A 23,367-nucleotide genomic window follows, 5' to 3' on the forward strand; every position below is an offset into this window, starting at 1 on the left:
GTTTTTATGAAATCAAAATTTATAGTAATAGAAGGGCTAGAAGGCGCAGGTAAATCAACCGCTATTTCGTTATGCCAAGACTTTTTAAACAAACAAAAAATAGACTTCATTAATGTCCGCGAACCTGGCGGCACGCCACTGGCTGAATCGCTTCGTACGCTTGTAAAAGCAGAGCACGAAGAAGAAATTGCCTTTGAAACCGAGTTGCTTATTATGTACGCAGCTCGCTCGCAGCTAATGCACAATGTTATTACCCCAGCGCTTGATAAAGGCCAATGGGTACTTGCCGATCGTCATGATTTATCGTCTCAGGCGTATCAAGGTGGCGGGCGTGGTATTAGCTCAAATACATTAGCTTCACTTTCGTCAATGGTGTTAAAAGGCTTAAAGCCAGATTTAACTATTTACCTTGATATTGACCCAGTGATAGGCCTTGAACGTGCAAAAGGACGTGGCGAGCTTGACCGTATTGAACAAGAAGCCATTGAGTTTTTTCAGCGTACACGTATGCGTTATGTTGAACTTGCTAATGACGACAACACAATTAAAACAGTTGATGCAAACCAAAGTATTGATAAAGTACATCGCGATATTACCAATGTACTGCATTCATTTTTTGAAGGCCTAAAATAATATGCCACTGCCTTGGCTACATGATACTCAAGCACGTTTAGCGAAAAGTTATCGCGCAGAGCGTTTTCATCATGCGCAATTATTTTGTGGGCCTGTTGGCGTAGGTAAGTTTGAGTTAAGTGATGAGCTTGGGAATGCTTTGTTATGCCAAAATATAGCTACGCAGGTAGCTGCGCAAAACAGTATGCTAAAACCTTGCGGACAGTGTAAAAGCTGTTTACTTAACCTTGCTGGCACTCACCCTGACAAACGTTTAACGCAAGTTGATGGGCAAAGTATTGGTGTAGATGATATTCGTGGCATTAGTGATTTTATGAATCACTCAGCAGCGCAAAATGGCAATAAAGTCGCGATAATCGAAAATTGCGAAAAAATGACCACAGCAGCAGCTAACGCATTATTAAAAACACTAGAGGAGCCAACTAATAGCCGCTTTTTAATATTAACCACAAGCCAACCAGAGCAGCTCCCTGCAACTATTTTAAGTCGATGCGCTAAAAGTGATGTAAAAATAACTAATACAGCACTTGCTCAGCAATGGCTAGAGACATTAGACATTCCTAACTATAGTTGGTTAGCACTTTTTTATAACCAACCGCTGCAAGTAAAGCATTGGCAACAGCAAGACCAGCTAAAAAATATTGATACACTGTATAAGTTTGCAACTGAGTTTAAACAAAGCCATAATTTCAAAGCGTTAGTCGATATAATAAATAAACAGCCTGAACTTGTTCGTATATTTACTTTGTTTTTAAGCGTGCAACTAAAGCAGCAATTACTGCAAGGCATGAGTTTTGACGCTTATCAAAGTGCGCAAAATGCATTAGGCGAGTTTTTACAAAATAACACACAAATACTTGGCCTTAATTTACCGCTTGCTGTATCACGGTTAGCATACACATTGCGAAATTCTTAAAAGGATTAATCATGCAAGAACTACTAGTAGACATAGACGATTTAGACGAGTTATACCGTTGTTATATGCCTTACTTAAAAAAAGGTGGCTTATTTGTACGTACTAATATGCGTTACGAAGCAGGGCATTCATTAGCGCTTAGAGTTACCTTGCCCGATGCCTTAGAAGATGATGTAGTAACAGGTAAAGTGTCGTGGATCACGCCACAAGGAGCACAAAGCTCTAACCCTCCAGGTATTGGTATTAGCTTTTTAGACGATAAAACAAACCTAAACGCTAAAATCGAAAAGCTCCTTGGGACTATGTTAAACTCAGGCGATCAAACATATACCATGTAGTTATAGGGTCGGTTTTTCATTGAGATTAACGCGCCCTATATTGGGTTCTTTTAATTGCTAACATAATAAATTAAAAGGACAAATTTAAACCCTGAACATAATACAGGCCTTATAGTGATTGTAGATTCTCATTGCCATTTAGACCGTCTTGATTTTGATAAATTAGACTTAAACCTTGACCAAGTTCTTGATAAAGCGCGTGCAAAGCAAATAGAGCATTTTTTATGTGTAAGTGTAACGCTTGATCAGTTTCCAAGCATGCTTGATAAAATTAAGCATTACGACGATGTATCAGCCTCATGCGGTGTACATCCACTTGATCAAAAAGACGCCCTTAATAAACAGCAACTAACCGACTTAGCCTCACACGAAAAAGTTGTTGCCATTGGCGAAACGGGTCTTGATTACTACTATTCAAAAGATACTCATGCAGTGCAGCAAGCAAGCTTTGTTGGGCATATTGAAGTGGCTAACGAATTACAAAAGCCGTTAATTATTCATACTCGTGATGCCCGCGCCGACACGATTAACTTAATGCGTGAGCACAAAGCCGAAAACTGCGGTGGCGTACTGCATTGCTTTACTGAAGACTGGGATATGGCAAAAAAAGCCATAGACATGGGCTTTTATATTTCTATATCGGGTATTGTTACCTTTAAAAATGCTATTGAATTAAAAGAAGTAGTAAAACAAATACCGCTAGATAGATTATTAATAGAAACCGACTCGCCTTATTTAGCGCCGGTACCGCATCGTGGGCAAACAAATCAGCCAGCGTACGTAGAAGATGTTGCTTATTACATTAGCGAACTTAAAGGCATTAGCTTTAATGAACTTGCTAAAGCGACTACCGAGAACTTTTATTCTTTATTTAAATTAGCAGCTAAAGGCTAAATACATGATTACTCACACGGCAAACCTTCCTATTTTACTAATGGGGCCAATGGTGCGCCGTGCAGAGCAAACTGGAGTCTGCATTCAGTTTGCTACCTCCAAGCCTGCAAACTGCCAAATAACACTTATAAATTACGAATGTTATAGCGATCAACACACTGTTTCTTTAGGGGAACATTTGTACCTGCATTTCGTGATTATAAAGCCAGTAGATAATAAACTTCCTGTAGATAGCTTATTAAGCTATGAACTCATAATTGACGATACAGCAATCGATTTATCGCCGTGGTGCTATAGCAATCAAACAACGCCTGCATTTGTAATTCCCAATAAACTCAGTGATATTTTGCATGGCTCGTGCCGTAATGCACATCATCCAGCAAAAGACAGCTTAGTGTCTGCAAGCCATTGGCAAAATACTCAGCGTGATAATAATAATCAAGGCGCGCAATTGCTATTACTCAGTGGTGATCAGGTTTATGCCGACGACGTAGCTGGTCCCATGTTATTAGCAGTTCATCAGTTAATCAAAGCCTTAGGTATTTATAAAGAGCAACCACTTGCCATTGAGCTACCCGACGATATAAATGAGCAACTTTATAATCGCCATTTGTTCTTACCAAAAACGCCGTGGCAAAAACGCTCAAAGTTAGGTGTTGGTTACTGGCTAAAAAAAGACGAACCTCACTTTTCAAGTGTAAAAGCGTATAACCACCTTATCCACTTTGAAGAATATATAGCACTTTATTTATTAAATTTTAGTGCTGCTGCTTGGCAATGCGTCGATATACAAAACACAACGTATTTAGGTCAAAGCGAGCAAAACAAAACTATTTTTAACGCTGAAAAAATAGCATTGATTGATTATGCAAAAGGCTTGAGTGAAGTAGAGCGGTTGTTTGCCAATGTATCTACATTAATGATGTTTGACGATCACGATGTAACCGATGATTGGAACCTCACCGCTGGGTGGGAGCAAGCTATAAATGAAAACCCAAGTAGTAAACGAATCATTAATAACGGTTTAATTAGTTATTGGCTATTCCAAGGAATGGGGAACGATGCACTAAATAAAACAGGCGAGTTGCTAACACCTTTTAAGCAAAGCCGTACTGCTAATAATTTATGGCAGTTTAAAGTATTTGATAAACCACTAAACGATTTTAGCTTTTGGCATTACGAACTTACTACAATACCCAAAGTAGTGGTGCTAGATACGCGCACGCACCGCTGGCGAAATGAGCAAAACTTTAATGAGCCTTCAGGGCTACTTGATTGGGAACGCCTCACAGAGCTTGAGGAAAGCCTATTAAGCCACGACCAGGTTATTATTTTATCGCCAGCCCCTGTATTTGGTGTTAAATCGATAGAAGCCATTCAAGCCATGTTTAATATATGTGGCCAACCACTCATGGTTGACGTAGAAAACTGGATGGCACACGAAGGCTCAGCCAAAAAGCTACTCGATACTTTTAGACGAACCGACACCCCAAACGAAACGCTTATTTTATCGGGAGACGTGCATTACTCATTTTGCTTTTCGGTGCAAAAGCGTTTTGGCGATCATCCCAATCGAATTTGGCAACTTACCGCCAGTGGTATTAAAAACGAGTTCCCGCGTAAGTTAATAAACATACTCGATAAGCTCGACTCAATTTTATACGGCCCAAAAAGCCCCTTAAACTTTTTTACCAAACGTTGGCATATGGAAGTAGATAAGCACCAAACCATAGGTGAAGGGCAAAAATACTTAGTAAGTGACTCAGCTATTAGTTTAATAACACTAGAGCAAGGAAATTTAGCCCGCTATCAACTTATACATGGTGATGGTCATTTAACTGAGTTTGATTTAGAAGAACAGTAAGTCGCTCATCTACGAGTTAACCGTAAATTTGCACGCTTGGTAAAGCGTTTGAGAAAGTAAGAAGTCGTATTGTTTATTATAAAAGAGGCTGTAAATAAAAATGCCCAAAAACTTATAAAAATCTTTGGGCTAAAAAGTGACTCTAAATTGAGTCTAGCGTTAACTAAAACACTTTCTTGGTTCTTTAGGGAGAAGAAGAAAGTATTTAAAAGTGTAGTAAAACCACCTAAAAAAGCATAACTAATTTTGCCACTTAGTTACATTTGGCAATAAAGGATTAGATTAATTATGCATATTCTATACTTTAGTTTAACCCCAACTTATTAACTGCGTATTTTGTACTAAATCACGTGGTAGAGAATTTTTAATCTTATTTTTTTGCCATTTTCCGAGCCCAATAGGACAACCACACAATGTTAATACCACTTCACCGATTGTTTGGGTTACTTCACTTAAGCGTATATCTTTACCTTGGAAATAATCATTTGCTTGATCGTTATTTAACGCGTAAATATTCGTTTTACACTCATTGCCAAATACGGTTGCAAACTCGTGCGTTAGCCTCACGCCGTTTTTATGAATAATGCCAATTTGAATACCTAAACGTGCATATTTAATTTTGTTTTGTACGGCTTCAAACCCTTCAGGAAATAACCACAGCTCTTTGTCGCGTTGCATTAAATTGCCTGGCAAGGTAGTTATCCCAAAGTGTTTCTTAAGCGATTGCATAAATGCGGTACTTTGCTTTTTATCAAACTCGTTAAACGGGAATGCGCCTTTTTTAACAGTTTGATTTGGGTTATCGCAACTAGCGTGCTTTTTAAATTTAGCAATAAAAAAGCCTTCGCTATCGAATGTTTGCGGCCATACATGTAAATAGCCTTCGCTTGTGGTGGCTTTATTTGCACCTTCAAATAAGTCATTTAGGGATTGCGGTGCTATGTAGTCACCAAACTCACTGAGTAAATAATCGCATACTTGTTGGTTTTCGAGCGGGGTAAGTGTGCAGGTTGAATACACTAACGTGCCACCTGGCTTTAATGCGTAAAATGCGCTTTTAATTAAGTCTTTTTGTACTTGAGCAATTTGTATGTTTGATTCTATTGACCAATTTTTAAGAGCGTCGGCGTCTTTACGTACTGTGCCTTCGCCAGAACAGGGCGCGTCTAGTAATATGCTATCAAAGCATTCAAACATATAGTTGCCAAATATAACGCCATCAAAGTGAGAGAGCGCACAGTTACCAACACCCATGCGTTTAAGCGTGGCGCTAAGTACTTTTAAACGTGAAGACGAAAGCTCGTTAGCAACTAATACACCTTGGTTATTCATAAGTGCAGCAAGTTGCGATGTTTTAGAACCTGGCGCAGATGCCATATCAAGCACGGTGTTATTTTGAGAGTCTGCGAGTTTAATACTTTGCTTTAAGGCGATAGGCGGCAGCATTGAACTTGCTTCTTGTACGTACATAGCCCCGCTTAGATGTAAGTCGGTATTACCAAGGGCTAGGTTTTGCTCTTCATCGCTTGGGCGCTCTAACCAAAAGCCTTCACTGCACCATGGGATTGGGGTTAGTAGCCAATTTTTTTTAGTTGCACGTTCTACAAATTCTTCAATGGTAATTTTTAATGTATTAACGCGGATAGATTTTCTGAGTGGCCTGCGACACGCATTTAAAAAGTCATCTAAGTTTAGATGCGCTGGTAAATAGGTTTTTACGTCATCAATAAAGTGCTCAGGAATAAAAGTGTTGGCGTTCACGCGTTAGCTCATACTATAAAAATAAAGCGCGATAATAGCATTTATGCGAGGTGTTTTCAGCGCTAAAAAGCGTAACATCTGATTTATTACGCTGTCGACACTTCACTGCTTTAGTCTATTTTAAAACCATTTTTATGCGACTTTAGGTTAATAGTGTCGACAATGAGCGTGTTTTTTAGCCATTTTGATAGGTTTAAGGGTTGACATGATTTTTTAATAAGGCCATAGTAACCACATTAATTGTCGACAATCTAAAAAATAACTTATGACACACACATTTTTAAACGAAGCGCCTATAACTACCGCATCAGATCAAGTATTTGTAGATATGCGCCGTGAGATTGTTGAGGGCAGCATAGTTCAAGGCAGTAAAATATCAGAGCCTGAGCTTGCCAAACGTTATGGTGTAAGCCGTGCAACGCTTAGAGAGGCGTTAAATCGCCTAGAAAGTTGCTACCTTGTTGAGCGTAAAGCGAACGTAGGTTGCCGAGTAGTTGCCCTTACCGCTGAACGCTTGATTGAAGTTTATCAAGTTCGCAGCTCACTTGAAGGTTTGGCATGTAGGCTTGCTGCCGACAATATGGAACCCGAGGAAGTAAAAGGCTTAAAGCAATTACTTAATCAGCACCTACAAACACAACGTGTTAAAGAGGGCGAGTCTTATTATCAAGAAGCCGGCGATTTAGATTTTCATTATCGTATTATTCAAGGCAGTAAAAACGCGCATTTAATTCATTTACTGTGTAATGAGCTCTATCAATTAATACGCATGTACCGTGTACAAATGGGCATGGTGGGGCCGCGTGTATCAAAAGCGTTTGATGAGCATTTAGCTATTATTAACGCGATTGAAAACCACGATGGCGAACTGGCCGAAATGCTCATGAAGCGCCATATAAGTGCATCGCAAGCAAATATTCAAACCAAATTTGATTTATTAACGGCTAAAAGTTAAGTAGAGCAGTTAAACAGTCATAATTACAGATTAAAACTATAAGTTACTCCACGTAGCAACCGTTCAAAGTGAGGAGAAAGTAATGTCAGCAGGATTAAAATTTAAACACGCTATTACCAATAACCGCCCGTTACAAGTAGTAGGTACTATTAACGCCTACACAGCGATGATGGCTGAAAAAATGGGTCACCAAGCTATTTACCTCTCAGGTGCCGGTGTTGCAAACGCCTCGTTTGGTATGCCTGATTTGGGTATGACAAGCCTTGATAACGTGCTTGAAGATATTCGTCGTATTACGGGTGCGAGCGATTTACCACTACTTGTTGATGCCGATACCGGTTGGGGTGGGGCGTTTAACATTGCACGCACAGTAAAAGAAATGACTAAAGCCGGTGCGGCGGGTTTTCATATAGAAGACCAAGTAGCGCAAAAGCGCTGTGGTCATCGCCCTAATAAAGAAATTGTAAGCCAAGGTGAAATGGTTGACCGCATTAAAGCGGCGGTTGATGCAAAAACCGATAGCGATTTTTATATTATGGCGCGTACCGATGCATTTCAAAAAGAAGGTTTAAACGCCGCGATAGACCGTGCAGCTGCCTGTGTTGAAGCCGGTGCTGACGCTATTTTTGCAGAAGCCGTGCACGACCTTGCTGATTACCAAGCATTTGCAAAAGCGATTAACGTTCCAATTTTGGCAAACATTACTGAGTTTGGCCAAACACCTATTTACACTAAAGAGCAGTTAAGCGATGTAGGCGTTGAAATGGTGCTTTACCCACTAAGTGCATTTAGAGCCATGAACAAAGCAGCATTAAACGTGTATTCAGCAATTTTAAATGAAGGCTCGCAACAAAGCCAAATCGAAAATATGCAAACGCGTTCTGAGCTTTACGACTTTTTAGATTACCACACGTACGAGAACACACTCGACACCCTTTTTTCATCAAAATCTGACAAATAATAATTATTAAAATAGATATCACACACAAATTTAAGATAGGAGAAGATCATGGTAGATAAAGCATTAGGCGGCGCGGGTTTACGCGGACAAGTGGCTGGTCAAACAGCATTGTGTACTGTTGGACAAAGTGGTTCTGGTTTAACGTATTGTGGTTACGATATTAGCGAACTTGCCGAAAAAGCGCAGTTTGAAGAAGTGTCTTTTTTACTTTCACGCGGTGAGTTACCAACAACTAGCGAATTGGCTGATTATAAAGCTAAACTTAAAAGCTTACGCGGCTTACCAGATGCGCTTAAAACTGTGCTTGAAAATATTCCTAAAGATGCGCATCCAATGGATGTAATGCGCACGGGTTGCTCAATGTTGGGTAACCTTGAAATGGAGCTTGATTTTAGCCAAGCCAATGATGCAATCGACCGTATGGTTGCTGTGTTCCCAAGTATTATTTGTTACTGGTACCGCTTTACACACGATGGCGTTCGCATTGAAACACAAACAGATGACGACTCAGTTGGCGCACATTTTTTAACGCTGTTACACGACAAAGCACCTAGCGAGTTATTTGCACAAGTGATGAACGTATCACTAATTTTATACGCAGAGCATGAGTTTAATGCTTCTACATTTGCGGGTCGTGTGTGTGCATCAACGCTTTCTGATATTCATTCTTGCGTAACTGGTGCGATTGGTACGCTACGTGGTCCATTACATGGTGGTGCTAACGAAGCGGCAATGGATATGATTCAAGGCTTTACAAGCGCTGAACATGCTGAGAAAGAAATTATGGGCATGCTTGAACGTAAAGACAAAATTATGGGCTTTGGTCACGCGATTTATCGCGAGTCTGATCCGCGTAATGTAATTATTAAAAAGTGGTCTGAAAAACTAGCGGCAGAGGTGGGCGATACCGTACTTTACCCTGTGTCTGTTCGTTGTGAAGAAATTATGTGGCGCGAGAAAAAACTGTTTTGTAATGCCGATTTTTTCCATGCGTCTGCTTATCACTTTATGGATATTCCAACTAAATTATTTACGCCAATATTTGTAATGAGCCGTGTTACGGGCTGGACAGCACATGTAAAAGAGCAGCGCGCTAACAACCGTATTATTCGCCCAAGTGCCGATTACACAGGGCCTGACGCACGCAGTTACACACCAATAGAGTCACGTTAAAAAAATGGGTGAGCACGCATGTGCTCACTTTTTTATTGCACATAGCCATTAGCGAGTAGTTTTTCTCAAACTTTTTATTAAACACGCTAGCTGTGAGCAAACACCGTCACCAAATTAGCGAACCCTTACCATGACCATAATTAATAACACCCAATACCGTAAACCTTTACCTGGCTCAAACGTCGACTATTACGATACGCAAAAAGCCGTAGATGCAATTAAGCCAGGTGCATACGCCACACTACCTTATACATCGCGTGTATTTGCCGAAAACCTAGTACGCCGATGCGACCCTGCCATGTTAACCGATGCACTGAATCAGCTAATTGAGCGCAAGCAAGATTTAGATTTTCCGTGGTATCCGGCGCGGGTAGTGTGCCACGATATTTTAGGGCAAACAGCGCTTGTTGATTTAGCAGGTTTGCGTGATGCAATTGCAGCAAAAGGCGGCGATCCGGCTAAAGTGAATCCGGTAGTACCTACGCAGTTAATAGTGGATCATTCACTAGCGGTAGAGCATGCCGGTTTTGATCCTGACGCATTTGAAAAAAACCGCGCCATCGAAGACAGACGAAATGATGACCGTTTTCATTTTATAAACTGGACAAAAACTGCGTTTAAAAATATTGACGTTATCCCACCGGGTAACGGCATTATGCATCAAATTAATCTTGAAAAAATGTCGCCGGTTATTCAAAACCGAGATGGCATTGCATTTCCAGATACACTAGTTGGCACCGACAGCCACACGCCTCATGTTGATGCGCTGGGTGTTATTGCCGTGGGTGTAGGTGGGCTTGAAGCTGAAAGCGTTATGCTTGGCCGTGCTTCTTATATTCGCTTGCCTGATATTGTTGGTGTTGAGCTAACAGGCAAGCGCCAACCAGGTATTACCGCAACCGATATTGTACTAGCCATTACTGAATTTTTACGTGAGCAACGTGTTGTATCTACTTATTTAGAGTTTTACGGTGAAGGTGCAGACGCGCTTACACTTGGCGACAGAGCAACCATTTCAAACATGACACCTGAATTTGGCGCAACTGCAGCCATGTTTTATATCGACGATAAAACAATAGATTATTTGCGTTTAACAGGGCGTGAAGAAGAACAAATTGCCCTTGTTGAAAACTACGCAAAAACAGCAGGCCTTTGGAGCGATAGCTTAAAAACCGCAAAATACGAACGTGTACTTAAGTTTGATTTATCAAGCGTGGGGCGCAATATTGCCGGTCCATCTAATCCGCACCGCCGTGTATCGACAAGCGATTTAGCTAAAGAAGGTATTTCGGGCGTTGTTGAAAATGAAGAAGGCTTAATGCCAGACGGCGCATGTATTATTGCCGCTATTACTAGTTGTACTAATACTAGTAATCCACGCAATGTAATTGCTGCAGCACTCCTTGCCCGTAACGCAAATGCTAAGGGTTTAATGCGCAAACCTTGGGTTAAAACCTCATTAGCACCGGGCTCAAAAGCAGTGCAATCATACCTTGAAGATGCAAACCTACTAACAGAGCTTGAGCAACTTGGCTTTGGTATTGTTGGTTTTGCGTGTACAACGTGTAACGGTATGAGCGGTGCCCTTGACCCTGTTATTCAAAAAGAAGTGATCGATCGCGATTTATACACTACCGCGGTGCTTTCGGGTAATCGTAACTTTGATGGGCGTATTCATCCTTATGCTAAACAAGCATTTTTAGCGTCACCTCCTTTAGTTGTTGCGTACGCTATTGCAGGTACTATTCGCTTTGATATTGAAAAAGGGATACTAGGGCAAGATCAACAAGGCAACGATATTACGCTTAAAGATTTATGGCCGTCAGATGAAGAGATTGATGCAGTAATTAAGCAAAGCGTTAAGCCAGAGCAGTTTAGAAAAGTATACGAGCCGATGTTTAATTTAACCGTAGATTACGGTGAAGATAACGATCCACTTTACGACTGGCGCCCAGAAAGTACGTACATTCGTCGCCCTCCTTATTGGGAAGGTGCACTTGCGGGTGAGCGCACAATGACCGGTATGCGTGCGCTTGCAGTTCTTGGCGATAACATTACAACCGATCATTTATCGCCATCAAACGCAATTATGGCAAGTAGTGCTGCTGGTGAATACCTGACCAAAATGAACGTCCCAGAGGAAGACTACAACTCGTACGCAACGCACCGGGGCGATCATTTAACAGCGCAGCGCGCAACATTTGCTAATCCAAAACTACTTAATGAAATGGTGCTTGATGAAAACGGCGAGGTTAAGCAAGGCTCGTACGCACGCCTAGAGCCACAAGGCACTAATACCCGTATGTGGGAAGCAATCGAAGCCTACATGGAGCGTAAACAACCACTTATTATTGTAGCTGGTGCCGATTACGGGCAAGGTTCGTCGCGCGATTGGGCAGCAAAAGGTGTAAGGCTTGCTGGCGTTGAAGTAATAGCTGCAGAAGGCTTTGAGCGTATTCATCGTACTAACCTAATTGGTATGGGTGTTTTACCGCTTGAGTTTAAAGCGGGCACAACCCGTAACACGTTAAAGCTGGATGGCAGTGAAACGTACGATGTAGCAGGCGATTTAAAACCAGGTGCCACCGTTAATTTAAGTATTACTCGTAAAGATGGTGAAGTACTCACTGTGCCTATGAAGTGCCGTATCGATACCCAAGAAGAACTTTCTATTTACGCAGCTGGTGGTGTGTTACAGCGCTTTGCACAAGACTTTTTAGAAGCAACACAATCTGCATAAGGGCAAGCATTATGTTTAAACCGCAAATTAAAGTGCCTGCAACCTATATGCGTGGCGGCACCAGTAAAGGTGTATTTTTTAATTTAACTGACTTGCCAAAGCCTGCTCAAGTAGCAGGCGAGGCGCGGGATAATTTATTACTGCGTGTTATTGGCAGCCCCGATCCGTATGCTAAGCAAACGGATGGCATGGGCGGTGCTACATCAAGTACCAGTAAAACAGTGATTTTAAGTAAAAGTGAGCAAACTGATCACGATGTGGATTACTTGTTTGGTCAAGTTGCGATAGATAAACCGTTTGTGGATTGGAGCGGTAACTGCGGTAATTTAACGTCAGCAGTGGGTGCTTTTGCCATTAGTAATGGTTTGGTCGATAAAAGCAGATTACCTAATAACGGTGTTGCTATTGTGCGTGTGTGGCAGGCTAATATTAAAAAAAGCATATTAGTGCATGTCCCTATGACCAATGGCGAAGTGCAAGAAACCGGCGACTTTAAGCTCGATGGCGTTACCTTTGCAGCAGCTGAAGTAAAACTTGAATTTATAGACCCCGCTGATGGCGATGGCGCGTTATTTCCAACCGGTAACATAGTTGATGACTTAAAAGTACCGGGTGTTGGTACTTTAAAAGCAACAATGATAAACGCAGGTATTCCTACTGTATTTATTAACGCCGCTGATATTGGCTATACCGGCATAGAGCTGCAAGACGATATAAATAATGATGTTGATGCACTTGAAAAGCTCGAAACCATTCGTGCTCACGGCGCTGTTAAAATGGGCTTAATTACTAACATTAGTGAAGCGCAAGCTCGCCAACATACGCCAAAGGTTGCGTTTGTTGCCGCTCCTTTAGATTACAAAGCATCTAGCGGTAAAATTATTGAAGCTGCAAATATCAACTTATTAGTACGCGCTATGTCGATGGGTAAATTGCACCATGCCATGATGGGCACAGCTGCGGTTGCTATTGGCACTGCTGCAGCAATTGAAGGCACACTCGTAAATATAGCTGCTGGTGGCGGCGCATTGAGTGAAGTTAACTTTGGTCACCCATCAGGTACGCTAAAAGTAGGTGCTGAGGCTAAAAATATAAATGGTGATTGGCAAGTTACCAAAGCGAGTATGAGCCGCAGTGCGCGCGTATTAATGGAGGGGGTTGTAAGAGTTCCTCAGTAGTTCTTAATTAATAACTATCGTACAGCAATCGCATAAGTATTATGATTAATTTGCAGCATCAAAATGCTTATGCGCTTTCTTTATTGTCAAAACCGATAAGAAAACAGCACTAACTCATAGCGCCTGAATCGAGGTAGTTGCCAATTCCAAGGGTAAACATCCAAAGCCCCCATAAGCTATGCTCAATAACACACACGACGGTTGAGCGGCTTTGTGCATAGGTATAAGCAAACAGTAGTCCGCCTAAAAATGCCAAACCTACTGCAATCCAATTTGCATACACAATATGCGCCAACGCAAATACACTCGCACTAACTAGAATACGGACTGCTTTTTTGGGCATGATGCGCTTATAACGATGAAAAAAATATGTTCTGAATATTAACTCTTGAGGAATAACCGACAGTATTGGGTAGAGTAGCAACAGTAAAAGCCAATCATTAAACGAGTTGCGGGGAAGGGTAAACCAGTTTCCCTGATGAATAATCCCGTAAAACATACCTGAGAACAGTGCACCTAAAAAAAAGAAGCTAAACACACGTTTTTTAACAGCAGAAAATTGCCCAAGGCTTGTAAGCCTAAAACGTTTAAAATGCGGATCGCCCAGTAGCAACATACAACACACGCTCATTAAAATAATAAGCGCAGGAATAAGCCAGTTAGCTAAATACTCGCGTAATACAAAACCCAACAAGGGTAGTAACACAAAAATGAGGGTAAATTCAAACCAGCGATATTGATTGGCGTTCAAGGTCGTCTCAACTTGTTTTTTTAATAAGCTATCAAGCTAAGACGACATTTTTATGACGAGGGGGCTTACTTTGCTGGTTCTTCTTCACTAGGGAGGTATTTGTACAAGGCAATAATAGTGGCAAAAATACTCACAAAGGTAATACCCATTAAACCAAACACTTTAAAGTTAACCCAAAAGTCGAGCGAAAAATTATATGCAATATAAATGTTTAGTGCTGCGATGCCAGCAGTAATTACAACCCACATTAAATTAAGCTTATCCCATAACGGCTCTGGAACAACAATAGCTTGCTTTGTATCATTAGCATTTTCGAGGATTGAGCTAAGCGCTTTTTTAACGAGATTTTTCTTAAGTACATAACGGCTAACAAGTAACGTTAAGCTTAAACCTGCGTATATGAGTGTTGCTTTCCATTTTATGTATTGCTCATCATGAAGTACCAGCGTTAACGTACCAAACACAGCAGCAATGCCAAAAAATATCCACTGACGAGTTGGCACAGTTCCATGTTTAAAGTAGCTATAAGCAACTTGAATGAGCGTAGTGGCCATTAATAAACCGGTAGCCCAGTAAATATCGACTAGCTTGAAAACTGCAAAAAACAGTATGAGTGGAATGTATTCAATTAATGCGTGCATATACTACCTAAATTATACAAAAAAGAGTCAAAGGCTTTTTACCACATAAAGCTTAGCAACTACAAGGTTGACTTGTTGCCCTGTAACCCTTAGCCTGCGTGGCTTTATTGCCAATTTGGTTTGGTATTTTTTATATCATCATATTCCCACGCTTAACCAACACTGATTTGGCGTGTATTTAGGAGCCTAAAATGAATAAAGCAGAACTCGTTGCTGCCATTGCACACAAAAGTGAATTAACAAAAAAAGATTCTCAAGCGGCGCTTTCAAGCTTGCAAAAAGTAATTACTAAATCGCTTTCTGAGGGCGATCAGGTTCAAATTAATGGCTTTGGTACGTTTGCACTAAGTTATTACCCAGCGCGCGCTGGGCGTAACCCGCAAACAGGCGCAGCAATTGAAATAGAAGGCGCTAATAAAGCGGTTTTTAAACCGGCTAAGGCGTTAAAAGATCTGCTTTAAATTTATTTAAGGTTTTAAACCCCGTATTGATAGATAAGTTACATGAGCGCGAAGTAAATTCGCACCTACGGGTATATGTTGTAGGTGAGGTTTTATACCTCGCGTTTGGTGGCTTTAAATTATATGAGCTGGAAATAAATTCGCACCTATGTAGATTATTCATAATCTCTAAATGATTTACATGGCATTATAAATCCCACTTACATTAAATCCTTTATTTTCAATTGCTTGTTATCGGCATGCATTATGCTGTTTAACTGTGTGTTTCGAACATATTTTTAAACAATACCAGTCTGCTGATATATGGGGTCTATTGAACGACGTTAAATTGCTCAAATATTTATGCAGGTTGGTATCAAATAAGGAGATCTCAATGAGTACATTACAAACAAGCACGCGTTTACAAGGCAAAAAAATTGCAATTTTAGCCACTGATGGGTTTGAGCAAAGTGAGCTTTTATCTCCACGCAGCGCATTACTTGATGCCGGTGCAAACATCGAAATAGTATCAATTAAAGAAGGCCAAATTACGGGCTGGGATGAAGACAAGTGGGGCGATAAAGTAACAGTAGATAAACTAGTCACAAACGCAGACCCCGCTGATTACGACGCGCTTATGCTACCTGGTGGTTTATTTAACCCAGACAGTTTACGCCAAGATAAAGATGCTAAAGCCTTTATTGATGGCTTTTTTGGCGCAGAAAAAAATAAACCCGTTGCAGCAATTTGCCATGCTCCGTGGTTGTTAGCTGAAATTAATAAACTGCGTGACCGTACCATTACCTCTTTTCCAAGTATTAAAAGCGATTTAATTAATGCAGGTGCCAATTGGGTTGACCAAGAAGTATGTGTAGATAAAGGCTTAGTAACGAGCCGAAGCCCAGCTGATTTAGAAGCATTTAATGCTAAATTTATTGAAGAGATTTTAGAGGGTAAACACCAAGCTCACTAATTTTCTTTTTTAAAACGTTTGGTTATTGATACAGCGTTTGATTTTAAAAAACAAAAAAGGGCATTTTAAATGCCCTTTTTTTTAATGCGTATAAAACACGCCCTAGTTAGATTATAGCGATGTAGCTGCTTTCATATCGGCTACAAAAGCTTTTAGATGCGCGGTCATTACAGGTAAATCATTAAGGTTAGCTTCAATAATTTTAACCACGGCAGAACCTGAAATAGCACCGGCTGCTCCTGCATTAAGAGCCGCTTTTACATCATCTGGCGTTGAAATACCAAACCCTAAAAGAGCAGGGGCTGCATGGTATTCTTTTAATTTAGTAACAATATTACCAGCAGGCATTTGTGCTTTAGTATCGGTACCGGTAACACCTGCGCGCGATAGTAAATACGTATAACCACGACCGTAAGAGGCACACTGGCGAAGTGTGTCGTCATCTGCATTTGGTGTTGCAATAAAAATTGGGTCTACACCGTTATCCATTGCTGACTTTCTAAACATTTTAGATTCATGTAAAGGCACATCAGCCACTAAAATTGAGTCTACGCCTACTGCTTTTGCATCTTTATAAAATGCTTCAATACCACGTTTAAACACAAGGTTTGAATACAATAATAAGCCAATTGGAATATCGGCGTTATACTCACGTATTTCTTTAATAATATCAAAGCAATCTTGTGTGTTAATGTGAACATCGAGGGCGCGAATATTAGCTTTTTGAATTACTGGACCATCTGCAATTGGGTCAGAAAACGGAATACCAAGCTCAAGCGCATCAGCGCCGCCGTCAATTAGACTTTTAATAATCGCAATACTTTGCTCTTTACCTGGGTCGCCAATCGTTACAAATGGTACAAACGCACCTTGTTTTTTCTCGTTAAGCGCTGCAAACATTTTGCCGTAACGATCCGTTTTTACTTGGCTCATAGCTGACCTCTTTCAGATAGTACATTGTGAACGTGTGCTAAATCTTTATCGCCACGACCACTTAAATTAATAACTAAAACGCTTTCCTCGGTTTGCTCTTCTGCATACTTAAGTGCATAAGCAAGCGCATGGCTTGATTCAAGCGCCGGAATGATCCCTTCGTTTTTAGCAAGTGATTGAAACGCATCAAGCGCTTCTGTATCTGTGATACCCACGTATTGCGCTCGACCGGTTTCGTGTAAAAATGCGTGCTGAGGACCAACCGCAGGGTAATCAAGACCCGCTGATACAGAGTAAGACTCTTCAATTTGGCCATCGTCGTTTTGCATAATGTACGTGTAAGTACCGTGTAATATACCTTTAGTGCCTTTACAAATTGTTGCACCGTGCTCATTTGTATCAAGCCCTTTCCCAGCAGGCTCAACACCAATTAATTTAACGCCTGGCTCGTCAATAAAGTCGGTGAACATACCAATTGCGTTTGAACCACCACCAACACAGGCAATTACAGCGTCAGGTAAACGACCTTCGGCTTTAAGTACTTGTTGTTTAGCTTCTTCACCAATAACTTTTTGATACTCACGTACAATTGTTGGGAATGGGTGAGGACCAGCAGCTGTGCCTAGTAGGTAGTGCGCGTCTTGATAATTAGCTGACCAGTCACGCAGGGCTTCATTTACTGCATCTTTTAATGTGCCAGAACCCGCTGTTACCGGAATAACCTCTGCGCCCATTAACTTCATTCTAAATACGTTTGGTTGCTGACGTTCAACGTCTTTTGCGCCCATATAAATTCGACATTTTAAACCCAGTAATGCACATGCAAGCGCGGTTGCAACGCCGTGTTGGCCTGCGCCTGTTTCAGCAATTACTTGTTTTTTACCCATGCGCTTAGTAAGTAACGCTTGGCCAAGTACTTGGTTGGTTTTATGTGCGCCGCCGTGTAATAAGTCTTCACGCTTTAGATACAGTTTTACTTTTGGGTTTTTAACTAAATTGCGCGTTAAAGTAAGTGGGGTAGGACGACCCGCATACTCGTTTAATAATTTACCTAGCTCAGCCTGAAACTCAGGATCTTTTTGTGCTTTGTTAAATTCGTTTTCTAACTGCTTAAGCGCAGGGACAAGTAACTCGGGTACAAACATACCGCCAAACTCGCCAAAATAAGCTGGATTTTGCATTTTAACCTCAATAATTTCTGATGCTTGTAAAAGCATTATGTAATTTGTTAGGGCACTTTTTACCCGCAGATTCTTCAACGCCTGAGTTTAAATCAAGGCCTAAGGCACCTTTAAAAAGCGCATCTTTAATATTGTCTGGATTTAAGCCTCCAGCGAGCATAAACGGAGTGGTTGCATCATGAAGCACCGACCAATCAAATGCTTTACCTGTACCGCCAGCTTGTGTATCGCTGTGTGTATCGTAAAGGTGTCGGTCAACGCCATTTACAGGCGTTGGCAATGCATCTTTTATTGCTTGGGCTTTCCAAATCTCGCAGCCGGTAGGTAACTGTGTACGCAACTGAGCGATGTAATCGTCACTTTCTTGACCATGTAATTGAACTGCCGCCAATTTTAGCACACTTGCGTATTGAGCAACTTGATCAATTGGGGCATCTACAAACACACCCACAAAATTAAGCGGGGCACTTTTACTAAGCTCTTTTGCGCAATCTAAATCAACATAGCGTGGCGATTTAGGATGAAAAATTAAACCCCCGTAAACAGCACCGTTTTGATATGCCGCTTGTGTATCTTTGGTACGTGTTAAACCACATACTTTATTGTCACCTAAAATAACACGGCGACATGCTTGCTCTAAATCACGCTCGCCCATAAGTGAGCTGCCAATTAAAAAACCATCGCATAATGGAGCTAAACGTTTTACGTCTTGATGGGTGTAAATACCCGATTCCGAAATAACCACTTTATCAGCCGGAATAAGTTTGCGTAGCTTTTCGGTAGTGGCTAAATCGGTGCTTAAATCGCGTAAATCACGGTTATTAATACCAATAATTTGTGCATCAAGTGCAAGTGCACGGTGTACTTCTTCTTCATTACTTACTTCGGTTAATACCGACATATTCAGAGAATCGGCAACTGCGTGCAGTGCTTTATAGCTTTCGTCATCGAGTACTGAAAGCATCAGTAATATAGCGTCACCGCCATAAATACGCGCCATATATACTTGGTACTCATCTATAAAAAAGTCTTTACAGATAAGCGGTTGTTCTACTTGGCTGCGCACAAATTCGAGGTAATCAAAACTGCCTTGAAAATATTTAGCATCAGTTAACACGCTCATGCAGGTAGCGTATTTTTTATAAACCGATGTGATTTCGGTTAAATCAAATGGCTCTCTAATTAGCCCTTTTGAAGGCGATGCTTTTTTACATTCTAAAATAAACTGTGTGCCTGGGGCGGCTAATGCTTTGTAAAAGCTACGGCTTGTAGGCACTGCAAGGTGCTTAAAGCTTTCAAGCGGGCGTGCGGCTTTACGCTCAATTAGTTCTAATTTTTTATCAGCAACAATTTTGTCTAATACATTAGCCATTACTTACCTCAATAATTGCATTTAGTGTGTTCATGGCTTGCCCTGAACTTAATAATGTTTGTACTTGCTTTGTCCCTTCTTTTAACGTTTCTGCTTTACCTGTTAGGTATAAGAGGGCAGCTACGTTAACCACAATGGCAGCATTATGTGCATCTGTGCCTTTGCCTTGTAAGATGGCAAGGCTAGCATTTGCGTTGTATTGTGGGCCTTCACCAGCGAGTTGTTCAAGTGAATAGTTTGCAAGGTCAAAGTCGCTTGGGTTTAGTGTGTACTGTGTAAGCTCGCCATTATTCAGCTCAACTACCGTTGTTGGACCGTGTAGAGCTATTTCGTCAGTGCCCGAGCCGTGAACAATCATAGCGCGCTTTGTGCCAAGGGTTTTAAGTGTTTGTGCCATTGGCATACATAACGCTTCGTTGTACACACCTAACAATTGCACATCAGGTGCTGCTGGGTTAGCAAGCGGGCCTAAAATATTAAAAATAGTGCGTGTTTTAAGCGCTGTACGCACCCCCATCGCATGGCGAACGCCACTGTGATAGTGCGGTGCAAACAAAAAGGTAAAATTGGTTTGCTCAAGGCATTTTGCTGCCTGCTCTGGGCTCATATCTATATTAATGCCCAGTGCTTTTAGTAAGTCGGCAGAGCCTGAATTACTCGATACACTGCGATTACCATGTTTTACCATGTTAATGCCGGCAGCAGCGGCAACTATGGCTGCTGTAGTGCTTATATTAATTGTGTTTGAACCATCGCCGCCAGTGCCACAGCTATCGGCAAGTTGTGTACTGCTGGTAGTAAAAGCAACAGCGTTTTCGCGCATTGAGGCTGCAGCACCTGCTATTTCATCGCTTACTTCGCCTTTAATTTTAAGGCTTATTAGTAGGGCGGTTAGCTCAATCTCGCTCATGTTACCTTGCATTATTTCATCAAACAGTGCTTTGGCGTCTGTGTAGCTTAATGATTGCCCTGTAATTAGTTGTTCAATAGCGTGTTGAACATTTATGGGTTGTTCTGGTTGTGTACTCATAATGTCCTCTATTATTTGGCACGTGTTAAGTAAGCGACACTTTGCTGAAGTAGCATTGCGCCGTTTGGCGTCAGTATTGATTCTGGATGAAATTGATAACCCAATGCATTGTCATCATGATGATAAATAGCCATAGGGATATCTTCGTACTGGGCAATAACCTTTATATTACCAGGCACTTTTGTTGCCATTAATGAATGGTAACGTGCTACAGGCATTGTATTGCCCATACCATCAAATACAGGATGTTCGCCTAAATTAATAATTGAAGACTTACCATGTACGGTTTCACCCGCGTGACCGATTACTCCGCCATAGCTTTGTGTTAACGCTTGTTGGCCTAAACAAATGCCTAGCATTGGGAAGTGGCCTTTAGAGAGCTCAATAAGCTCCATTAAACAGCCTGCATCGCTTGGTGTTCCAGGGCCAGGCGAAAGTACTAAGAGTACTTGGCCTTGCTCTTGGCGCATTTTATTAAAAATAACCTCAGCGCTAATGTTGTTTCTGTAAACAACAAGTTCGCAGCCAAGCATCGTAAGCTCATCAACTAAGTTATATGTAAATGAGTCAAAGTTATCTAAAAAATAGATTTTAATAGGATTCGCTTTACTCATTTTATACCGCCTTATACGTAGATTTTATGGCGGTGATAACCGCTTGTGCTTTAGCGCGAGTTTCGTTTGCTTCTGAAATAGGATCTGAGTCAAACACTACACCTGCACCTGCTTGCACGTAGGCTATGTTATTTTTAACAAAAGCAGAGCGAATAACAATACAGCTATCCATTGCGCCATCACCGGTTAAGTAACCTACAGCGCCGCCATAACTGCCACGGCGCTTACCTTCAGTTTGACGAACAAGCTCAGCAGCACGTACTTTTGGTGCACCAACAAGGGTGCCCATGTTCATACACGCTTGGTAAGCATGCAGTGCATCAAGTTCTGGTTTTAGTGTGCCAACAACGCGTGAAACTAAATGCATTACCTGTGAATAGCGGTCTACTTTTAATAACTCTTTGGCAAAACGAGTACCTGCAACACTAATGCGGGCTACGTCGTTACGGGCTAAATCGACAAGCATTAAATGCTCGGCGCGCTCTTTTTGATCGTTTCTTAGTTCCAGCTCAATGCGGCTGTCTAGGTCTGGGTTTATTTGCCCATTAGCAAATTTGCCACGTGGGCGAGTGCCAGCAATTGGGTATACTTCAACTTGCTGAGATTGCACTGTGTATTTAAGTGCTGATTCAGGCGATGCGCCAAATAAAGCAAAGTCTTCATCGCGCATATAAAACATATACGGACTTGGGTTTTGCTTTTTAAGCTGGCTATAAGCGTGCAGAGGATCAGGACAAGGTAGTGAAAATGTACGCGATGGCACTACCTGAAAAATATCACCGTCTACAATATTCTTTTTAAGCTTAATTACTTGCTCGCAGTATGTGTCATCGTCTATATCAACGCTTACCTCACATTGTCCACTTTGCATATCCGCACTAAATTCTGAAGCGTTATCGCACAGCGTATTTAAGCGCTCTAGCTCTTTACCTACTTCAAAGCAGTTAGCGTGTACGTCTGGGCCGTTAAATACATTACCAATGAGTTCGGTTGTTTGTTTTTGATGATCAATAACAACTAAGGTTTCGGCTAAATAAAATACGTAATCTGGGCAGGTGTTTTCGCCATCAGGTACATCACTTAACTGCTCAAAGTTTGCTACCATATCGTAGGCAAATACACCGCCTAAAAATAACGAAAATGGATTGTTAGTTGTGCTTTTAATACTGTTAATACAAGTTCTCAGAGCGCTAAATGCGTTATCTGCAATTAGTTTACTCGCTTCGTCAGTATCGCCGCTAGTGTCTAAATAACACAGGGTAAGTGTTGCGCCGTCTAAAGTGGCATCACAGCTTTTAACATTTGCTTGTAAGTAGCTTAATAATTGCTTGCCGTTATTAGATTGTGCGCTAACAGTTACCGTTTTACCCTTACATACAATGCGCAGGGCGCTATCAACTAAAATTAAGCTTTTTACACTGTCTTTAGAATCAATCTCAGCCGATTCAAGCAGTAGTGAGTTAGGCTTATCAAGTGCCGCGTATAATGCAAGAGGGCTACTAATATAGTCGCGTACTTGCGTAATGCTTGTTACTTCGCCTGGTGTGGTAGTTATATGACTAAAAATCAAACCTCATTCCCTCAAAAAATTAAACCCCGCAGTGCTTTTGCAATGCGGGGTTTGAATAACGATATCTAAATTACAAACAGATCATTACCGTCCCGCTATATCAGGCGCCACCACCAACGATGTGTAAGAGTAAGACCGTTATTCATGTTTTTCTGCCTCAAAATTTATTAAATATTGTTAACGTATATGTTTCGTAAAATTTAGTTATAAAAAAACCCGCATAGTTGCGGGTTTTGAATTTTTGCTAGACACGACAATTCACCACCCGAAAATTACGAGTGCCACCACCAAATAGTGTTTAAGTTTGAATTGATCATTATTGTTAATTCTTAATGTGTCTGAAAGTGGCTACAGTAAAACGTATCTTATGCTTTTGTGTCAAGTGTTTATTTAAAACAATTTAGTCAAAAAAGTTGTTATACTTACATAAACACCAGTAACCCTTAATT

21 protein-coding genes are annotated in these 23,367 nt (G+C 41.1%); 12 read left to right on the top strand and 9 right to left on the bottom strand.

Annotated elements, in window-relative coordinates:
- The first annotated feature begins 6 nt into the window (after positions 1-6).
- From tmk to H4J63_RS02610, 5 genes are all read left to right on the top strand, one after another.
- Positions 7-633 carry a dTMP kinase gene (tmk, locus tag H4J63_RS02590; protein WP_007585737.1) on the top strand — a complete coding sequence of 209 codons (627 nt, stop codon included), beginning with the start codon at positions 7-9 and terminating at the stop codon, positions 631-633.
- 1 nt (position 634) lies between these two features.
- Entirely contained in the window at positions 635-1,549 is a 915-nt protein-coding gene (locus H4J63_RS02595) for a DNA polymerase III subunit delta' (protein ID WP_182194374.1), read from the top strand.
- Between the two features lie 11 nt (positions 1,550-1,560).
- Positions 1,561-1,887: a PilZ domain-containing protein gene (locus H4J63_RS02600; RefSeq protein ID WP_002962367.1), complete on the top strand. Its 327-nt coding sequence runs from the start codon at positions 1,561-1,563 to the stop codon at positions 1,885-1,887.
- Positions 1,888-2,001: 114 nt separating this feature from the next.
- Positions 2,002-2,781 carry a TatD family hydrolase gene (locus H4J63_RS02605; protein WP_024604137.1) on the top strand — a complete coding sequence of 260 codons (780 nt, stop codon included), beginning with the start codon at positions 2,002-2,004 and terminating at the stop codon, positions 2,779-2,781.
- Positions 2,782-2,785: 4 nt separating this feature from the next.
- On the top strand, positions 2,786-4,645 hold the full coding sequence (locus H4J63_RS02610; protein WP_182194377.1) for an alkaline phosphatase D family protein: 1,860 nt from the start codon (positions 2,786-2,788) through the stop codon (positions 4,643-4,645).
- A gap of 309 nt (positions 4,646-4,954) precedes the next feature.
- Here H4J63_RS02610 and rsmF read toward each other — a convergent pair whose 3' ends face one another.
- Complete coding sequence (gene rsmF, locus H4J63_RS02615; protein ID WP_182194380.1) at positions 4,955-6,406, bottom strand: 16S rRNA (cytosine(1407)-C(5))-methyltransferase RsmF; 1,452 nt, start codon at positions 6,404-6,406, stop codon at positions 4,955-4,957.
- Between the two features lie 265 nt (positions 6,407-6,671).
- On the opposite strand from rsmF, the gene H4J63_RS02620 reads away from it, so the two are divergent.
- The 5 genes from H4J63_RS02620 (at position 6,672) to prpF (ending at position 13,413) form a co-directional block, all read left to right on the top strand.
- Entirely contained in the window at positions 6,672-7,361 is a 690-nt protein-coding gene (locus H4J63_RS02620) for a GntR family transcriptional regulator (protein WP_024590401.1), read from the top strand.
- A gap of 82 nt (positions 7,362-7,443) precedes the next feature.
- Positions 7,444-8,322 carry a methylisocitrate lyase gene (gene prpB / locus H4J63_RS02625; RefSeq protein ID WP_182194384.1) on the top strand — a complete coding sequence of 293 codons (879 nt, stop codon included), beginning with the start codon at positions 7,444-7,446 and terminating at the stop codon, positions 8,320-8,322.
- Positions 8,323-8,370: 48 nt separating this feature from the next.
- On the top strand, positions 8,371-9,495 hold the full coding sequence (gene prpC / locus H4J63_RS02630; RefSeq protein ID WP_182194387.1) for a 2-methylcitrate synthase: 1,125 nt from the start codon (positions 8,371-8,373) through the stop codon (positions 9,493-9,495).
- A gap of 130 nt (positions 9,496-9,625) precedes the next feature.
- Entirely contained in the window at positions 9,626-12,235 is a 2,610-nt protein-coding gene (acnD, locus tag H4J63_RS02635) for a Fe/S-dependent 2-methylisocitrate dehydratase AcnD (RefSeq protein ID WP_182194389.1), read from the top strand.
- 11 nt (positions 12,236-12,246) lie between these two features.
- The gene (gene prpF, locus H4J63_RS02640; RefSeq protein WP_182194392.1) at positions 12,247-13,413 is read left to right on the top strand and encodes a 2-methylaconitate cis-trans isomerase PrpF; all 1,167 of its coding nucleotides are present in this window, start codon (positions 12,247-12,249) and stop codon (positions 13,411-13,413) included.
- A gap of 109 nt (positions 13,414-13,522) precedes the next feature.
- Here prpF and H4J63_RS02645 read toward each other — a convergent pair whose 3' ends face one another.
- The gene (locus H4J63_RS02645; protein WP_182194394.1) at positions 13,523-14,164 is read right to left on the bottom strand and encodes a CPBP family intramembrane glutamic endopeptidase; all 642 of its coding nucleotides are present in this window, start codon (positions 14,162-14,164) and stop codon (positions 13,523-13,525) included.
- A gap of 65 nt (positions 14,165-14,229) precedes the next feature.
- Positions 14,230-14,805 (bottom strand): inner membrane-spanning protein YciB, encoded by a 576-nt coding sequence (locus H4J63_RS02650; RefSeq protein ID WP_165742907.1) that lies wholly within the window; start codon positions 14,803-14,805, stop codon positions 14,230-14,232.
- A gap of 191 nt (positions 14,806-14,996) precedes the next feature.
- Here H4J63_RS02650 and H4J63_RS02655 point away from each other — a divergent pair, with 191 nt between their 5' ends.
- Entirely contained in the window at positions 14,997-15,266 is a 270-nt protein-coding gene (locus H4J63_RS02655) for an HU family DNA-binding protein (protein WP_007582488.1), read from the top strand.
- 373 nt (positions 15,267-15,639) lie between these two features.
- A complete protein-coding gene (locus tag H4J63_RS02660) occupies positions 15,640-16,218 on the top strand; it encodes a type 1 glutamine amidotransferase domain-containing protein (protein ID WP_007582489.1) in 579 nt (192 codons plus the stop codon).
- A gap of 111 nt (positions 16,219-16,329) precedes the next feature.
- On the opposite strand, the gene trpA is transcribed toward H4J63_RS02660, so the two are convergent.
- Genes trpA through H4J63_RS02690 form a run of 6 tightly spaced genes read right to left on the bottom strand, consistent with a single transcriptional unit; the run spans position 16,330 to position 22,918 of the window.
- A complete protein-coding gene (trpA, locus tag H4J63_RS02665) occupies positions 16,330-17,151 on the bottom strand; it encodes a tryptophan synthase subunit alpha (protein WP_182194396.1) in 822 nt (273 codons plus the stop codon).
- Entirely contained in the window at positions 17,148-18,332 is a 1,185-nt protein-coding gene (trpB, locus tag H4J63_RS02670) for a tryptophan synthase subunit beta (protein ID WP_182194399.1), read from the bottom strand. Before trpB ends, trpA begins: the two co-directional genes overlap by 4 nt.
- A 7-nt stretch (positions 18,333-18,339) precedes the next feature.
- Positions 18,340-19,704, bottom strand: coding sequence for a bifunctional indole-3-glycerol-phosphate synthase TrpC/phosphoribosylanthranilate isomerase TrpF (gene trpCF, locus H4J63_RS02675; protein ID WP_182194402.1), 1,365 nt, complete (start codon positions 19,702-19,704; stop codon positions 18,340-18,342).
- Positions 19,697-20,734 carry an anthranilate phosphoribosyltransferase gene (gene trpD, locus H4J63_RS02680; protein ID WP_182194405.1) on the bottom strand — a complete coding sequence of 346 codons (1,038 nt, stop codon included), beginning with the start codon at positions 20,732-20,734 and terminating at the stop codon, positions 19,697-19,699. The genes trpCF and trpD overlap by 8 nt, the downstream gene beginning before the upstream one ends.
- 11 nt (positions 20,735-20,745) lie before the next feature.
- Positions 20,746-21,348, bottom strand: a complete 603-nt coding sequence (locus H4J63_RS02685; RefSeq protein WP_182194407.1) for an aminodeoxychorismate/anthranilate synthase component II — start codon at positions 21,346-21,348, stop codon at positions 20,746-20,748.
- Between the two features lies 1 nt (position 21,349).
- The gene (locus H4J63_RS02690) at positions 21,350-22,918 is read right to left on the bottom strand and encodes an anthranilate synthase component 1 (RefSeq protein ID WP_182194410.1); all 1,569 of its coding nucleotides are present in this window, start codon (positions 22,916-22,918) and stop codon (positions 21,350-21,352) included.
- Positions 22,919-23,367: the final 449 nt, after the last annotated feature.

It is taken from the genome of Pseudoalteromonas sp. 5Ae-yellow (assembly GCF_014077565.1).
Taxonomy (GTDB): domain Bacteria; phylum Pseudomonadota; class Gammaproteobacteria; order Enterobacterales; family Alteromonadaceae; genus Pseudoalteromonas.

What these genes read in the sequence shown, in the direction of transcription:
- H4J63_RS02655 (WP_007582488.1), top strand. Translation starts at nt 14,997, where the DNA reads ATGAATAAAGCAGAACTCGTTGCTGCCATTGCACACAAAAGTGAATTA.
- trpB (WP_182194399.1), bottom strand. Translation starts at nt 18,332, where the DNA reads ATGCAAAATCCAGCTTATTTTGGCGAGTTTGGCGGTATGTTTGTACCC.
- H4J63_RS02660 (WP_007582489.1), top strand. Translation starts at nt 15,640, where the DNA reads ATGAGTACATTACAAACAAGCACGCGTTTACAAGGCAAAAAAATTGCA.
- H4J63_RS02600 (WP_002962367.1), top strand. Translation starts at nt 1,561, where the DNA reads ATGCAAGAACTACTAGTAGACATAGACGATTTAGACGAGTTATACCGT.
- H4J63_RS02650 (WP_165742907.1), bottom strand. Translation starts at nt 14,805, where the DNA reads ATGCACGCATTAATTGAATACATTCCACTCATACTGTTTTTTGCAGTT.
- H4J63_RS02620 (WP_024590401.1), top strand. Translation starts at nt 6,672, where the DNA reads ATGACACACACATTTTTAAACGAAGCGCCTATAACTACCGCATCAGAT.
- prpF (WP_182194392.1), top strand. Translation starts at nt 12,247, where the DNA reads ATGTTTAAACCGCAAATTAAAGTGCCTGCAACCTATATGCGTGGCGGC.
- prpB (WP_182194384.1), top strand. Translation starts at nt 7,444, where the DNA reads ATGTCAGCAGGATTAAAATTTAAACACGCTATTACCAATAACCGCCCG.
- H4J63_RS02685 (WP_182194407.1), bottom strand. Translation starts at nt 21,348, where the DNA reads ATGAGTAAAGCGAATCCTATTAAAATCTATTTTTTAGATAACTTTGAC.
- acnD (WP_182194389.1), top strand. Translation starts at nt 9,626, where the DNA reads ATGACCATAATTAATAACACCCAATACCGTAAACCTTTACCTGGCTCA.
- trpA (WP_182194396.1), bottom strand. Translation starts at nt 17,151, where the DNA reads ATGAGCCAAGTAAAAACGGATCGTTACGGCAAAATGTTTGCAGCGCTT.
- trpD (WP_182194405.1), bottom strand. Translation starts at nt 20,734, where the DNA reads ATGAGTACACAACCAGAACAACCCATAAATGTTCAACACGCTATTGAA.
- H4J63_RS02610 (WP_182194377.1), top strand. Translation starts at nt 2,786, where the DNA reads ATGATTACTCACACGGCAAACCTTCCTATTTTACTAATGGGGCCAATG.
- prpC (WP_182194387.1), top strand. Translation starts at nt 8,371, where the DNA reads ATGGTAGATAAAGCATTAGGCGGCGCGGGTTTACGCGGACAAGTGGCT.
- tmk (WP_007585737.1), top strand. Translation starts at nt 7, where the DNA reads ATGAAATCAAAATTTATAGTAATAGAAGGGCTAGAAGGCGCAGGTAAA.
- H4J63_RS02595 (WP_182194374.1), top strand. Translation starts at nt 635, where the DNA reads ATGCCACTGCCTTGGCTACATGATACTCAAGCACGTTTAGCGAAAAGT.
- trpCF (WP_182194402.1), bottom strand. Translation starts at nt 19,704, where the DNA reads ATGGCTAATGTATTAGACAAAATTGTTGCTGATAAAAAATTAGAACTA.